This window comes from Serratia sp. BNK-10, assembly GCF_047456065.1.
GTDB classification, from domain to species: domain Bacteria; phylum Pseudomonadota; class Gammaproteobacteria; order Enterobacterales; family Enterobacteriaceae; genus Serratia; species Serratia ureilytica.
The window spans coordinates 2,533,873-2,549,016 of sequence record NZ_CP179894.1 but is presented as its reverse complement, the minus strand read 5'-3'; the positions used below and the strand labels follow the sequence as shown (position 1 = coordinate 2,549,016).

At 61.6% G+C, this 15,144-nt stretch carries 10 protein-coding genes and 1 pseudogene; 6 read left to right on the top strand and 5 right to left on the bottom strand.

Annotation, left to right across the window (positions count from 1 at the left end; genetic code table 11):
* Positions 1-4: 4 nt before the first annotated feature.
* Positions 5-904: a glycyl-radical enzyme activating protein gene (locus tag ACMGG9_RS12370; protein WP_213587737.1), complete on the bottom strand. Its 900-nt coding sequence runs from the start codon at positions 902-904 to the stop codon at positions 5-7.
* Between the two features lie 149 nt (positions 905-1,053).
* On the opposite strand from ACMGG9_RS12370, the gene fsa reads away from it, so the two are divergent.
* Positions 1,054-1,719 carry a fructose-6-phosphate aldolase gene (fsa, locus tag ACMGG9_RS12365; protein ID WP_033643250.1) on the top strand — a complete coding sequence of 222 codons (666 nt, stop codon included), beginning with the start codon at positions 1,054-1,056 and terminating at the stop codon, positions 1,717-1,719.
* A gap of 48 nt (positions 1,720-1,767) precedes the next feature.
* Here fsa and ACMGG9_RS12360 read toward each other — a convergent pair whose 3' ends face one another.
* Entirely contained in the window at positions 1,768-3,834 is a 2,067-nt protein-coding gene (locus ACMGG9_RS12360; protein WP_033643249.1) for a carbon starvation CstA family protein, read from the bottom strand.
* A 384-nt stretch (positions 3,835-4,218) separates the two neighbouring features.
* Here ACMGG9_RS12360 and ACMGG9_RS12355 point away from each other — a divergent pair, with 384 nt between their 5' ends.
* Together ACMGG9_RS12355 and ACMGG9_RS12350 are read left to right on the top strand one after the other, a co-directional pair.
* Complete coding sequence (locus tag ACMGG9_RS12355) at positions 4,219-5,382, top strand: M20 aminoacylase family protein (RefSeq protein ID WP_033643248.1); 1,164 nt, start codon at positions 4,219-4,221, stop codon at positions 5,380-5,382.
* A gap of 30 nt (positions 5,383-5,412) precedes the next feature.
* Positions 5,413-6,723: an MFS transporter gene (locus ACMGG9_RS12350; RefSeq protein ID WP_240289826.1), complete on the top strand. Its 1,311-nt coding sequence runs from the start codon at positions 5,413-5,415 to the stop codon at positions 6,721-6,723.
* Positions 6,724-6,784: 61 nt separating this feature from the next.
* Here the strand turns inward: ACMGG9_RS12350 and ACMGG9_RS12345 are convergent, their stop codons facing one another.
* Together ACMGG9_RS12345 and gloA are read right to left on the bottom strand one after the other, a co-directional pair.
* Complete coding sequence (locus tag ACMGG9_RS12345) at positions 6,785-8,719, bottom strand: exoribonuclease II (RefSeq protein WP_197782101.1); 1,935 nt, start codon at positions 8,717-8,719, stop codon at positions 6,785-6,787.
* Positions 8,720-8,905: 186 nt separating this feature from the next.
* Entirely contained in the window at positions 8,906-9,433 is a 528-nt protein-coding gene (gene gloA, locus ACMGG9_RS12340; protein ID WP_414162249.1) for a lactoylglutathione lyase, read from the bottom strand.
* A 99-nt stretch (positions 9,434-9,532) separates the two neighbouring features.
* On the opposite strand from gloA, the gene ACMGG9_RS12335 reads away from it, so the two are divergent.
* Positions 9,533-10,387: a LysR family transcriptional regulator gene (locus ACMGG9_RS12335; protein ID WP_213587741.1), complete on the top strand. Its 855-nt coding sequence runs from the start codon at positions 9,533-9,535 to the stop codon at positions 10,385-10,387.
* Positions 10,388-10,402: 15 nt separating this feature from the next.
* Here ACMGG9_RS12335 and ACMGG9_RS12330 read toward each other — a convergent pair.
* Positions 10,403-12,708: pseudogene (locus ACMGG9_RS12330) on the bottom strand (FdhF/YdeP family oxidoreductase).
* A 282-nt stretch (positions 12,709-12,990) separates the two neighbouring features.
* Here ACMGG9_RS12330 and dacD point away from each other — a divergent pair.
* Together dacD and ACMGG9_RS12320 are read left to right on the top strand one after the other, a co-directional pair.
* Positions 12,991-14,160 carry a serine-type D-Ala-D-Ala carboxypeptidase DacD gene (gene dacD / locus ACMGG9_RS12325; RefSeq protein ID WP_414162248.1) on the top strand — a complete coding sequence of 390 codons (1,170 nt, stop codon included), beginning with the start codon at positions 12,991-12,993 and terminating at the stop codon, positions 14,158-14,160.
* 64 nt (positions 14,161-14,224) lie between these two features.
* Complete coding sequence (locus ACMGG9_RS12320) at positions 14,225-15,130, top strand: LysR family transcriptional regulator (RefSeq protein ID WP_033650272.1); 906 nt, start codon at positions 14,225-14,227, stop codon at positions 15,128-15,130.
* Positions 15,131-15,144: the final 14 nt, after the last annotated feature.

Genomic DNA, 15,144 nt, shown 5'->3' with positions numbered 1-15,144 from the left:
GGTGTTATCCTCGCAAAATGGCGGTCAGGCCCTTGGCGCCGGCATACTCTTCGGCGAAGGCCAGCAGGTCGGGTGCGTCCAGTGGCGTGCGGGCGGCACGGTAGGGTTCGCCGAGCAGGTGGTACTTGTTGATGCCGAGCGTGTGGTACGGCAGAAAGTGGATCTCCGACACGCCGATCTCGTCGGCGGCGAAGTCGACGATGGTACGGACAGAGCGGCGATCTGCGTTGAAATCGGGGATCAGCGGCACACGGACGGTCATTGGTACGCCGTGCGCCGCCAGCCGACGAAAATTGCTCATCACCCGGCGGGCGGAACCGCCGGTCCAGGCTCTGAAGCGCGCTTCGTCGGTGTGTTTGAGATCGGCCAGCAGCAGATCCAGCCACGGCAGCGAAGGGGAGATATAACGCCATGGGACGTGCAGGCAGGATTCGACGGCGGTGTGGATGCCGGCCTCGCGGCCGCGCCGCAGCAGGTCCGCCGCGATGTCCGGCTGCATAAAGGGTTCACCGCCGGACAGCGTTAAACCGCCGCCGCTGCGCAGGTAGAAAGGCTTATCCCGCATCACCTCGGCCATGATATCGTCGGGGTTGATCGGGCTGCCGCACAGGCTGAGCGCGCCGGTCGGGCAGGCGGCGGCCAGGGCGGCATAATCGTCTGCGCTAATCAGCTCGCGTTGCAGCGTCAGCGGCCCGTCGGTGCGTTGCAGCCCTTGCGGACAACGCTCGGCGCACAGCGTGCAGCCGCTCAGGCACAGGCGTTCGTCAAACAGCAGGTCTGCGTGGCGCGAGCGGCTTTCCGGGTTCTGACACCACCGGCAGCTCAGCGGGCAGCCTTTTAAAAAGACCACGCTGCGGATGCCCGGGCCGTCATGGGTCGAGTAGCGCTGCAGATTGAAGATCATGAGTCACCCGTTTGGCGTTGCTGTATCTTCCGCCATTAAAGATGTTTCGAATGAAAGTTGAATTGATTTTGATCAAAAGTTAGCGCGGTTTTTGCCCTATGATGATCAGAGTTTGAATCCGCCTACAGAACATGACACAGGAGTCCGTGATGGAGCTTTATCTCGATACCGCCGATGTGACCGCGGTAAAACGCCTGGCGCGCATTCTGCCGCTGCACGGCGTCACCACCAACCCGAGCATCGTGGCGAAGGAAGGCAAGCCGATCTGGGAAGTGCTGCCCGCGCTGCGCGACGCCCTCGGCGGCACCGGCAAGCTGTTCGCACAGGTGATGGCGACCGATGCGGAACGTATGGTGGCGGAGGCGGCGCTGCTCAGCCAACGCGTACCGGGACTGGTGGTGAAAATCCCGGCGACCGCCGAAGGGCTGGCGGCGATCAAGAAGCTTAAAACGATGTCCATTCCGACGTTGGGCACCGCGGTGTACGGCGCTGCACAGGGGCTGTTGGCGGCCTTGGCCGGGGCGGAATATGTGGCGCCTTACGTCAACCGGGTGGACGCGCAGGGCGGCGACGGCATCGAAATGGTGCACGAGCTGCAGCAGCTGTTGAGCCTGCATGCGCCGTCGGCGCAGGTGCTGGCCGCCAGTTTCAAAACGCCGCGCCAGGCGCTGGAGTGCCTGTTGGCGGGCTGCCAGGCCATCACGCTGCCGGTGGACGTCGCGGAGCAGTTCCTGAATGCGCCGGCAGTGCAGGCCGCAGTCGAGAAATTCGAACAGGATTGGCAAGGGGCGTTCGGCTCCACGCTGTTAGGCTAAAGCCAGTAAAAAGGGCGCCGCGGCGCCCTTGCTTGATGCTCGGTTCGTTTAGCTGCGGCCAGCCTCTTCCCTCAGCGCGGCGCCGACCTCGTGCGCCGTCGGCTGTTCGGCGCGCAGCGCCCGGCGGATCGCGAAGAAGGCGGCGATCAGCATGGTCACCGCCACCAGCATAAAGAACCCGCACAGCGCGGCGTTGATCTGGTTGCTGAACACGATGGTTTCCATGTCTTTCAACGATTTGGCCGGCGCAATGATCGTGCCTTGCTCGATGCCGGTGGAGAACTTCTTCGCCTGCGCCAGGAAGCCGATGCTCGGTTTTTCGTGGAAGATCTTCTGCCAGCCGGCGGTCATGGAGGTCACGAACAGCCAGGCGGTCGGCAGAATAGTCACCCAGGCGTAGCGCTGCTTTTTCATCTTGAACAGCACCACGGTGCCGAGGATCAGCGCCATCGACGCCAGCATCTGGTTGCCGATACCGAACAGCGGCCACAGGGTATTGATGCCGCCGAGCGGATCGACCACGCCCTGATACACGAAGAAACCCCAACCGGCCACCGCCACCGTGGTGCCCGCCAGGTTGCCGAACCAGGAGCGGTTATTGGCCAGCTGCGGCACCGCCACGCCCACCAGATCCTGCACCATAAAGCGGCAGGCGCGGGTGCCGGCGTCGACGGCGGTCAGGATGAACAGCGCTTCGAACAGAATGGCGAAGTGGTACCAAAACGCCATCATCGCCCGGCTGTTGAACACCTCACTGATGATGTGCGCCATGCCCACGGCGAAGGTCGGGGCGCCGCCGGCGCGCGACAGGATGGCGTTCTCGCCCACCTCTTTGGCGATCAGCGCCAGCGTCTCCGGCGTGACGATAAAGCCCCAGCTGTTAATGACCTGCGAAGCATTTTCCACCGTGGTGCCGATCAGCGCCGCCGGTGAGTTCATGGCGAAGTAGACGCCCGGATCCAGCACCGAGGCGCAGATCAGCGCCATGATGGCGACGAAAGACTCCATCAGCATGGCGCCGTAGCCGATAAAGCGGATGTGGCTTTCGCGCTCCACCAGCTTCGGCGTGGTGCCGCTGGAGACCAGCGCGTGGAAGCCGGAAATGGCGCCGCAGGCGATGGTGATGAACAGGAACGGGAACAGGGCGCCGGCGAATACCGGGCCGCTGCCGTCGATAAAGCGCGAGACCGCCGGCATTTTCATCTCCGGCATGGCGAAGACGATGCCGATGGCCAGGCCGATGATGACGCCGATTTTCATAAAGGTGGAAAGGTAATCGCGCGGCGCCAGCAGCAGCCACACCGGCAGCACCGAGGCGACGAAGCCGTAGATCACCAGCACCCAGGTCAGGGTGGTGCCGTGCAGCGTGAAGAACGGTCCCCAATAGGGATCTTGCGCCACGTTGCCGCCGTAAACGATCGCCAGCAGCATCAGCACGAAGCCAATCACCGAAATTTCAGCGATCTTGCCCGGCCGGATAAAGCGCATGTAGATGCCCATGAACAGGGCGATCGGGATGGTGGCGGCGATGGTGAACAGCCCCCACGGGCTGTCGGCCAACGCTTTCACTACCACCAACGCCAGCGCCGACAGGATGATGATCATCACCCCCAGCGCGCCGAGCATGGTGATCACCCCGGCGAACGCCCCCAGCTCTTGCTTGGCCATTTCCCCCAGTGAACGCCCGTCGCGGCGCGTGGAGATGAACAGCACCAGAAAATCCTGCACCGCGCCGGCCAACATAACGCCGACCAGGATCCAGATGGTTCCCGGCAGGAAGCCCATCTGCGCGGCCAGGATCGGCCCCACCAGCGGCCCGGCGCCGGCGATGGCGGCGAAGTGGTGGCCGAACAGCACCCATTTGTTGGTGGGCACGTAGTCCAGGCCGTCGTTGTGGCGTTCGGCCGGGGTCAGACGGCGGTCATCCAGTTCAAAGACCTTGTCGGCGATGAACCGGCTGTAGAAGCGGTAGGCGATGCTGTAGCAGGCGACGGCGGCGACCACCAGCCAGACGGCGTTGACGTGCTCGCCGCGGCTGAGCGCCAGCATGGCGAAGGCGAAGGCGCCGACCAACGCCACCAGCAGCCAGATAAATCCGGACCTGATGTTTCTCATGAAATAACTCCTTGGCGTGCAGAGGTAAAATCGACGTTGTTATTAGGAATGACGTTTTAACAGTAGAAGTTTTGCCGCCGAACCGTGGCAGGTCGGATGAGAAATGTGAAGCAGGTGGGGTTTTAGTGTAAAAACAATGTGATGAAACACCGCTGGCGCAGGCTGCGGCCCATGCGCTTCCCGGCAGAAGTTCATTCTGCACTTTCACTTCGCATACAGCGAATCATCGCCGTTTTTTATCAGAGCACGGCGTCTGGCGGCCTATTATTTTATCTGGCGAGGCGCGCCGAAATAAAATTACTCATGCCGTGTTATACCTTTATTTCAATTCGCACTTTTATTCATTCATTAAATAAATAATAAAGCTACGAAAGGAATTTAATTATGATAAATAAAGTCATTGAAGGGTATTTACCGCAGCTTACGGCCATCCGGCATGATATTCACCAGCATCCCGAGTTGGGTTTTGAAGAATTTCGCACCAGCGATCTGGTGGCGGATTATCTAAGCTCGTGGGGCTATGAGGTACACCGCGGATTGGCGGGCACCGGCGTGGTGGGGACGCTGCGGGTGGGCGACGGCGTTAAACGCCTCGGACTGCGCGCCGATATGGACGCCTTGCCGATCGAGGAAAACAACGGCAAACCCTGGAGCAGCAGCGTGGCCAACCGCATGCACGCCTGCGGCCATGATGGCCATACCACCATGCTGCTCGGCGCCGCGCGTTACCTGGCGCAAACGCGCAATTTCAACGGCACGCTGCACCTGATTTTCCAACCGGCGGAAGAGATGCTGAACGGCGGCGCGCGCATGGTCGAACAGGGGCTGTTCGAGCGCTTCCCCTGCGACGCCATCTTCGCCATGCACAACATGCCGGGGATGCCGCTCGGCGAGTTCTTCTTCCAGCACGGCCCGTTCATGGCCTCGATGGATCAGTTCAACGTGCGGGTGCAGGGGCGCGGCGGCCACGGCGCCATCCCGCAGCTGGCGGTCGATCCGGTGTTGGTGGCCTCGCATATCACCGTCGCGCTGCAGAGCATCGTCTCGCGCAATATCGATCCGCTGGAAGCAGCGGTGATCACCGTTGGCAGCATCAAGGCCGGCGAGGCGGCCAACGTGATCCCGGACAGCGCGGAGATGAAGCTCAGCGTACGCTCGCTGGATCGCCAGGCGCGCGCTACGCTGCTGGCGCGCATTCCGGCGCTGATCGAAGCGCAGGCGGCAAGCTTCGGTGCCCACGCGACGGTGGAGCACGTTAACGGCACGCCGGTGTTGGTCAACGACGAAGCGATGACCCGTTTCGCCCACCGCGTGGCGCAGCAGCAGTTCGGCGCCGCCCGCGCGCACTACGGCGCCAGGCCGCTGATGGGCAGCGAAGACTTCGCCTTTATGCTCGATGCGCATCCGCAAGGCTGCTACCTGATCATCGGTAACGGTGACGGCGAAGGGAGCTGCATGGTGCATAACCCGGGATATGACTTTAACGATGGGTGTCTGGCGGCCGGCAGCCAGTATTGGGGAGCGTTGGCGGAAGCGTATTTAAAATAAATTCGAAGAATAATAACAGGGAAGATAATGATGAGTGAAAATACGGCGGCGACGCAACCAACAATAAACGCGCCCGCGAGGGTAGGCGGCAAGAAAGTGATATTTGCCGCCTCCTTCGGCAATGCGCTGGAGTTTTTCGATTTCGGTATCTATAACTTCTTCGTTATTTATATCAGCGTATTGTTTTTTCCCCCCTCGAGCGATCCCAATTTGGCGTTGCTGTTGGCGTTCGCCACGTTTGGCGTCAGTTTTTTCATGCGGCCGCTGGGCGGCATTCTGATCGGCGCCTATGCCGATCGCCATGGCCGCAAGCCGGCGATGATCCTGACGATTTCACTGATGAGCCTCGGCACGGCGATGATCGGCTTTGCGCCGACCTACGCCAGCGCCGGTTATTGGGGAACCGTCACGCTGGTGGCGGCGCGTTTGATCCAGGGCGTGGCGGCGGGCGGCGAGGTGGGCGCATCGATGTCGTTGCTGGTGGAGTCGGCGCCAGCTAACCGGCGAGGCTTCTATTCCAGCTGGTCGCTGGCGACACAGGGCATCGCCACCGTGGTCGGCGGCGTCACCGCGCTGGCGCTCAGCACGGCGTTGCCGGCGATCTCCGGCGAGCCGAATGCCATGGCCGAGTGGGGATGGCGCATTCCGTTCTTTATCGGTGTGGCGCTGGCGCCGCTCGGTTGCTGGCTGCGTCTCGGATTGGAAAGCGACCGGCTGCCGGTGTCGCGGGCCCATGAACCGCCGGCGCAGCTGCGACGGCACTCGCGGGCGGTGGTGCTCGGCGTGATGCTGACCATTGGCGCCACCGTCGCCACTTACATCTCGATGTATTATCTCGGCACTTACGCGGTGAAATACTTAGGCATGCCGCAGGCCTACGGCTATGCCGCGATGCTGCTGGCGGGGCTGGTGACCTTCGGCGGCAGCCTGTTGGTTGGGCACTGGTGCGATCGCTATGGCCGCTTGCCACTGATACGAGGCTCGCGCATCGCTATCTTGATCGTGGCCTTGCCGGCGTTTTGGTGGCTGAGCGCCGCGCCGCATCCGGCGGTGCTGCTGCTGATTGTCGCGATATTGGTCGGATTGACCACGCTCGGCTCGGTGCCGACCATGCTGATGATTTCGGAGCTGTTTCCGCAGCGCATTCGCGCATTGGGGTTTGCGTTGGTCTACAGCCTCGGCGTGGCGATTTTCGGCGGCTTCGCCCAATATATCGCCTCGCAGTCGATCGCGTTGAGCGGCTCGCTGCTGGCGCCCGCCGTCTACCTGATGCTGGCGACGCTGGCTTCGTTGGCGGTGCTGCCATTGCTGCGTGAAACCGGCGGTGATCCATTGCGTTAGCGAGCGCGGACGAAAAAAACGCCGGCGGTTTTCACCGTCGGCGTTTGGCGTCGCTACCGTTTCAGGCCGCCGGCCGGGCGATCACGCTGCGGGTTTCCATGCGCACTTCGGCGATGGTGACCTGCAAGGTATCGCTTTGGCGATAAACCACTTCGCCTTTGATCTGCACGGTGCCGGTTTCCTGGCTGCACTGCATCTCGTCACGCACCGCGTGAATGAACGGCGCCGGGATGAAGGCAACCGCGCCGTTGTCCAGCAGGCGCACGCGCAGGCCGCCGCGTGTCACGTCGATGATCTCGGCGTTGAAGCGGGTATCGGTACCGGCCTTGTCCTGCAGGAAACGGGCGTACAGCCAGTCGCCGACGTCGCGTTCCGCCATGCGATTCAGACGGCGGCGTTCCGCCAGCTGCACCGTCACGTCATCCTGCGGTTTTTCCGCCGGCTGCTGGTTGATGATCGCCTTCAGCAGGCGATGGTTGACCATATCGCCGTATTTACGGATCGGCGATGTCCAGGTGGCGTAAGCCTCCAGCCCCAGACCGAAGTGTGGCCCCGGCGTAGTGCTGATCTCGGCGAAGGTCTGGAAGCGGCGGATGCGGCTGTCGAGGAACTGGGTCGGCTGCGCATCCAGGTGGCGGCGCAGTTCGCAGAAACCGTCGAGGGTCAGCAGCTTCTCGGCTTCGGCTTCGACGCCGTTGGCCTGCAGTACGGTGACCGCTTGCTCAACCAGCGCAGGATCGAAACCGGTGTGCACGTTGTACACGCCGAAGCCCAGGCGATCACGCAGCACGATGGCGGCGCAGACGTTGGCGGCGATCATGCACTCTTCAACGATGCGGTTGGCGCTGCGGCGCTGCTCGGTAACGATCTCCAGCACGTCGCCTTTTTCACCCAGCACGAAGCGGTAGTCCGGGCGATCTTTGAATACCAGCGCATGCTGGTGGCGCCAGGCGTTGCGCGCGTCGCAAACGCGTTTCAGCAGGGTGATCTGTTGCGCGATGGCGTCGCTCGGCGGTTGCCAGCCGGCAATGCCGTCCAGCCAGTCGGAGACTTCGTCGTACACCAGTTTGGCTTTGGATTCGATCTCGGCGGCGAAGAACTGAATATCTTCGCCCAGCGCGCCGTCGGCGGCGATGGTCACGCGGCAAGCCAGCACCTGACGGCGCTCGTTAGGGCGCAGCGAGCACAGGTTGTCCGACAGATCGCGCGGCAGCATCGGGATGTTGAAGCCCGGCAGATAGTTGGTGAAGGCGCGCACGCGGGCGATATCGTCCAGCTTGCTGCCTTGTTCTACGTAGGCAGTAGGATCGGCGATGGCGATGGTCAACTGCAGCGAACCGTCACCGTTGTCGGTCACGTACAGCGCATCGTCCATGTCTTCGGTGCTGGCGCTGTCGATGGTGACGAATTCGAGCGCGGTCAGATCTTCACGCACCAGCGCAGCGTCCGGCTCGCTGAGGGCCTGCATCTCCGGCGCCTCTTTTTCCAGGTTGTGACGCGCCAGCGTCACCCACCACGGGGCGAAATGGTCTTCACCGTCGGTGATAAACTGGGTCAGGTCGGCGTTGAAGCCGCGATCACCTTTCAGCGGATGGCGGCGCATTTCCGCCACCGCCCAGTCGCCGGCCTGGAAGTTGTGGGTCAGTTCACGCACCGGGCGGCACGGAATCGCGTCTTTCAGCAACGGATGATCGGGCACGACGGACAGACGATCGTCGCGCTTTTGCACGCGGCCGACAAAGCGCGACAGGAACGGCTCGACCAGGGTTTCCGGCTCGGCGATTTCGCGCTCTTTCTCGGTGTGCAGGGTGGCGATAATGCGATCCCCGTGCATGACTTTCTTCATGTACGGCGGCGGAATGAAGTAGCTTTTTTGACCGTCTACTTCAAGAAAGCCAAAGCCTTTCTCAGTCCCTTTCACTACGCCTTCAACGCGTGGGGTCTGAGAGTGAAGTTGCTGTTTTAGCTGCGCCAGCAGCGGGTTATCTTGAAACATATCGTCCAGTGAATGGGTTGTGAGTGGCAAGATTTGCGGCTGACAGTTTTACGCGAATCACCCGCTGCGAGCAAGCCTAACGTCACGGAACCCCGCGTTGCCGCGCGATTTTGCGCAAGATTGGTCAATCGAAGGGCGAACGATGAAAAACCCCGGCGCGCAGGCCGGGGTGAAGGAGGGGGGCAATCAGTCCTGCAGCGGCGTCGGCTGCAGGATTTCAATCCAGTAATCGTCCGGATCGCGAATGAACGCGACGTAGTTCATGCGGCCTTCATGCAGGCGTTTCTGGAAGGTGACGCCCAGGCGCTCAAAACGCTCGCAGGCGGCGCGCACGTCCGGCACCGTGACGCACAGGTGGCCAAAGCCGCGCGGCTCGCCGTTGCCGTTGTGGTAATGGAAATTCGCCTGATTTTCGGTGCCGTGGTTATGGGTCAGCTCGAGAATGCCCGGTTGGCTCAGCGCCCAGCGTTTGCGTTCGTCGTCATCCTGCGGGATCTGCTCTCGCGGGCTGCGCGTCAGGTAGCAGATGGTGAAGGCGGCCTCTTTGAATTCTTCCAGATAGACCGGGGTAAAACCCAGTACGCGAGTGTAGAAATCCAGCGCTTTGGTCAGGTCTTTCACGCGGATCATGGTGTGGTTGAACACGTAACCGTCGGTTACCGCGTCCGGTTGGGCCGCCACGCCGGGCAGCGTCAGTAAATCATTCAGTGGCATCAGTGATCCTCCTCAGGGTGTCGACAGACTGTAGGTGAAATCGATGCTAATCTAAAGTGATTGTTTTTAACTAAAACACTAACTAAAAGTGAATGATAGATGAAGCTGAGCCAGCTGAAGTTTTTCTGCACCGTGGTGGAACACAAAACCATCGCCGCCGCCGCCCGTGAGCTGCATTGCGTGCCTTCCAACGTCACGTTGCGGCTGCGCGAGCTGGAAGAGACGTTGGGCGGCGAGCTGTTTTTCCGCGATAAAAACCGGCTGTACGTCAATCCCAAAGGCCGGCTGTTCTACCAACAGGCGCGCGACATCGTGGCGCAGGCGGAGCGCAGTAAGCAGCTGTTCGCCGGAGAACATCAGCATGGGCTGCTGAACCTCGGGGCGCTGGATTTCTCGCTGGTCAGCCATTTGCCGGCGCGCATCGCCCGGCTGCGCCGTTTACAACCCCATCTGCAGATCAACGTGCTCAGCCGCGATTCATTGGTGCTGGAGCGCATGCTGATCGACAGTGCCCTCGATCTGGCGATCACCGACGGCCCGATTGAACATCCGTTGCTGGCCAGCCAAAAGGCGTTTGACGAACGGCTGGTGATGCTGATGCCGGCCGATGCCGGGCAGCCCGATGCCTCCACGCTGGCGGCGCTGGAATTTTACACGTTCAGCCGAGAATGCTCGTTCCGCCTGAAGGTGGATCACTGGCTGGCCTCGCGCGGGCTGAAACCGCGCATGACGCTGGAAATGGAGTCTTATGCCGCGATGGCGGCCTGCGTGCAGGCAGGTTGCGGCGTCGCTTGCGTGCCGGGTTCTTTGCTGCCGCAGATTTTGCCCGCTCCGGGACTGAAGGTGGTGGAAATGGGCGAGGAGGGCGTGAGCGATCTGTACTTCGTCTGGCGACGGCATCAGCTGTCCGACGAATTACAGACCATCCTGGCGATATTGAAGCGCCCGGCGTAAACCGGGCGCGCGTTTTCAGGCAATGCGCAGCGAGGGGTGCTGTTCGCTGCGGCGAATCGCCACCGGGATCGACTTCGACGTCGGGGTGCCGGTGCCGTCGCCGAAGCTGGCCAGCGGCACCAGCGGGTTGGTTTCCGGGTAGTAGGCCGCCAGGTTGCCACGCGGAATGTCGTAACTCACCAGCTTGAATCCGTCCACTTTACGCACCACGCCATCGTTCCACAGAGTCTCTATCTCAACCCGTTCGCCATCCTGCAGGCCCAGCGCCGCCAGATCTTCCGGATGGATGAACAACACTTCGCGCTGGCCGTAAACGCCGCGGTAGCGGTCATCCAGACCATAGATGGTGGTGTTGTACTGATCGTGCGAGCGCAGCGTTTGCAGGGTAAACGGCGCTTGCACGTCGCCCAGTTGCGGGAACAGGGTCGCCGGCAGCGCGGCGGCGCTGAATTCCGCCTTGCCGCTCGGCGTGGCGAAGCGCAGTTCGGCGGCGGCATTGCCCAGGTAGAATCCGCCGGGCTGCTCGCAGCGACGGTTGAAATCCTCAAAGCCGGGAATGGTGGCGGCGATATGATCGCGGATCAGCGAGTAGTCGTCGGCCAACTCCAGCCAGTCCAGCTGCTGCGTGCCCAGCACCGCGTCGGCGATGCCGCAGACGATCGCCGTTTCCGAACGTTGGGTATCCGCCAGCGGTTTGCCGATGCCTTCCGAAGCGTGAACCATGCTGAAAGAATCTTCGACAGTGATGTACTGCGAGCCGCTGGCCTGCATGTCCAATTCGGTGCGGCCCAGCGTCGGCAGGATCAACGCGTCTTTGCCGGTCACCAGGTGGCTGCGGTTAAGTTTGGTGCTGATGTGTACCGTCAAATCGCAGTTGCGCAGGGCGCGGGCGGTGCGCTCGGTGTCCGGCGCCGCGGCGGCCAGATTGCCGCCCAGCGCGATCAGCACTTTCACTTCGCCGCGCAACATCGCTTCGATCGCTTCCACCGTGTTGTGGCCCACCGCGCGATTGGCGGTGAAGTTAAAGTGGCGTTCCAGGCTGTCGAGCAGCCCCTTGGGCGACTTCTCGTCAATCCCCATGGTGCGGTTGCCCTGGACGTTGCTGTGGCCGCGCACCGGGCACAGACCGGCGCCCGGTTTGCCCAGTTGCCCGAACAGCAGCTGCAGGTTGGTGATTTCACGCACCGTCGCAATAGAGTGCTTATGCTGAGTCACGCCCATCGCCCAGGTGCAGATCACCCGCTCGGCGCCCTGGTAAGTGGCCGCCGCCTGGCGCAATTGCGCTTCGCTCAGGCCCGATTGCGCGGTAATGGCCCGCCACTCGGTCGCATCCACCTGCGCCAGGTATGCCTCCACGCCGACGCTGTGCCGTTCGATAAACGCCAGGTCGAACAGGGGGGCTCACCGGCGGCCAGCCGCTGGCGGTGGGTTTCCAGCAGCGCTTTCACCATGCCGCGCACCGCCGCCATATCGCCGCCCAGATTCGGTTGGTAATAGGAGGAGCTGATCGGCGAGGATTTTGGCGTCAGCATCTGCACCGGATCCTGCGGATCGGCGAATCTTTCCAGCCCGCGCTCGCGCAGGGTGTTGAAACTGACGATGCGCGCGCCGCGTCGGGCGGCGTTTTTCAGGCTGTGCAGCATGCGCGGGTGGTTGGTGCCGGGGTTTTGACCGAACACGAAGATGGCGTCGGCTTTTTCGAAGTCATCGATGCGGATGGTGCCTTTGCCGACGCCGATGCTTTGCTTCAGCCCGACGCCGCTCGCCTCGTGACACATGTTGGAGCAGTCGGGGAAATTGCTGGTGCCGAGCATGCGGCCGAACAGTTGATAAAGGTACGACGCTTCGTTGCTGGCGCGGCCCGAGGTATACAGCTCGATTTGGTTCGGGTTGTCCATTGCGTTGATGTGCCTGGCGATCAGCGCCAGCGCGTCCGGCCAATGAATAGGCTCATAGTGGTCGGTTTCGGCGTTGTAGCGCATCGGATGCGTGAGGCGCCCCTGATATTCGAGGAAATAGTCGCTCTGCTGTTGCAGGGTGCTGACGCTGTGCGCGGCGAAGAACTCGGGCTCGACGGCGCTGCGCGTCGCTTCCCAACTGACCGCCTTGGCGCCGTTTTCACAGAAGCTGAAGGTGCTGTGGTTGTCGTCGCCCCAGGCGCAACCGGGGCAGTCGAAGCCGCGCGCCTTGTTGACGCGCATCAGGTTGCGCATGTTTTTTAGGGTTTGTTTACTGTCGAGGACAAAGCGGGTGGTGGCTTCAAGCGAACCCCAGCCGCCCGCTGGGCCGGTATAAGGCTTGATTGACGGTTTGAATTTCATGGTGACACTTCGCAGGTGGTTGTAGCTAAAAAGTAAACGCTTTTTTATGCGTCTTGCGTATTTATGTCACAAGTTTAGGGGCGCGGCAGGCAGGCGTCTAATCGAATGGGGCAATGGCGGCATAGAGCATATCTATCGCAGGCGGACGCTGACCTAAACAAATGGTTGCATAAAGACACCCGCTGCAAAAGAGTAATGGTTTCGCCTGAAAGTGAATTCATGCAGTCTATCTCGCGGATTATATTGGCATTTTATTTAGCCTGCGGGCCTGAGGAACACAGCGTGAAGCGTTCAGTATCAGTGGTGATCGGCGGTATCTTACTGCCTTTAGCAGCGCAGGCGGCGGAAACGGCGTCCCATTTTCCCACCATGACTCCACCGGCGATAGACGCCGCCTCTTACGTATTGATGGATTACACCACCGGCCAGGTGCTGGCTGCCGGCAATGCCGACGAGCGGCGCAATCCGGCCAGCCTGACCAAACTGATGACCGGTTTGGTGATCGATCATGCGCTCGATGAGCATAAGATTGGCCTCGACGATGTCGTCACCGTGGGGAAAGACGCCTGGGCGCAGGGCAACCCGGTGTTCAAAGGCTCCTCGCTGATGTTCCTGAAGCCTGGTGACAGGGTCACGGTACGCGATCTCAGCCGCGGCATCATCATCGATTCCGGCAACGACGCCTGCGTGGCGATGGCGGACTATGTGGCGGGCAGCCAGGCCAACTTCGTCAAGCTGATGAACGAGAAGAGCGCGCAGCTGGGCCTGCAGAACACCCATTTCGAAACGGTACACGGGCTGGATGCGCCGGGGCAGTTCACCACCGCCGGCGATCTGGCGGTGATTGCACGTGCCATCATCATGAGCGAGCCGGCGGAATACCATATGTACAGCGAGAAATCGCTGACCTGGAACGGCATCACGCAGCAGAACCGCAACGGCCTGCTGTGGGATAAGACCCTGCACGTCGACGGCCTGAAAACCGGACACACCGCCTCGGCCGGCTTCAACATCATCGCTTCCGCCACCGAAGGAGATCGCCGTCTGATCGCCGTGGTGATGGGCGGCAAAAGTTCAAAAGGCCGCGAGGAACAGGCGCGCAAGCTGCTGAGCTGGGGGCTGCGCGACTTTAGCACGGTACACCTGTTCAGCGCCGGCCAGAGCCTGGGGGAAGAGCCGATCTGGTACGGCGAAAGCCACCGCTTGCCGGTCGGCAGCGCGCAGGACCAGTCGCTCAGCCTGCCGAAAAACGAGGCGGACAAGCTGAAGGCGCAGTACGTGCTCAACGTTGCGCGGCTGGAAGCGCCGGTCAACAAAGGACAAATCGTCGGCGAGATCCGCATCAGCGACAATGGCCAGGTGGTGAAAACCCTGCCGCTGGTGGCGCTGCGGGCGATGCCGCAGGGCGGCGTGTTCTCGCGCCTGGCGGATTACGTGAAGCTCAAACTCTGACTCACCGGGCGGGCGGCGGCGCCCGGTGGTATACTGGTGCGAATGCCGATCATTGAGCCGTGCTATGGATATTAAACAACTGATTTATCTGTGTAATTTAGAACGAGAGCGCCACTTCGGCCGGGCGGCGGAAGCCAGCTTCGTCAGCCAGCCGACGCTGTCCATGCGATTGAAAAATCTGGAAAAAGAACTGGGCGTTTCGCTGATTAACCGCGGCAACCATTTCGGCGGCTTTACCGCCGAGGGAGAACGGGTGTTGGCGTGGGCGCGCGAGATCGTCTCGGTCTACCAAGGGCTGAAACTGGAGGTGGAGTCGCTCAAGCACGGCTTGCACGGCACGTTGCGCCTCGGCGTGGTGCCGCAGTGCAGCATCTCGGTGGCGGAAATGCTCAAGGCGGTCAGCGAACGTTATCCCCATCTTGATTATCGGTTGGCGGTGCTGAGCGCCGATCAGCTGCTGGAGGCGCTGACGGCGCACACCGTAGATATCGGCATCGGCTTTTTCGAGCTGTCGACCTTGAAAGAACTGCATTTCCAATCGCAGCCGCTGGTGGAAACCGGCGTCGAGCTGGTGTTTCATCCGCAGCATTTCCCTAAGCTGGTGGGGGATGCGCCGTTGCCGCTGGAGGCGGTGGCTGCCTTGCCGCTGTGTCTGGCCGAGCCGACGCGTTATTTCCGCCGCTATCTCGATCAGCATTTCCGCGACGCTGGATTGACGCTGCACCCGCGGCTGGAAACTACCTCTATCTTCCAACTGCTGGAGGGGATTTTCGTCGGGTTGGGCTGCGGGTTGTTCCCGCGCGGCCAACTGCAATCGCCGCTGATGCCGGCATTGCAGCGGCGTCCGGTGGCCATCGCCGCCATGCCGCGTCATGCGGCGGTGGTGGTCGATATGTCAGAGCGCGCCACGCCGTTGGCGCAGAAGTTTTTCGATGCCGCCAGCGAGTGGTTGCGGCGGCAAAATATCTGAAGGAAGAATGTATT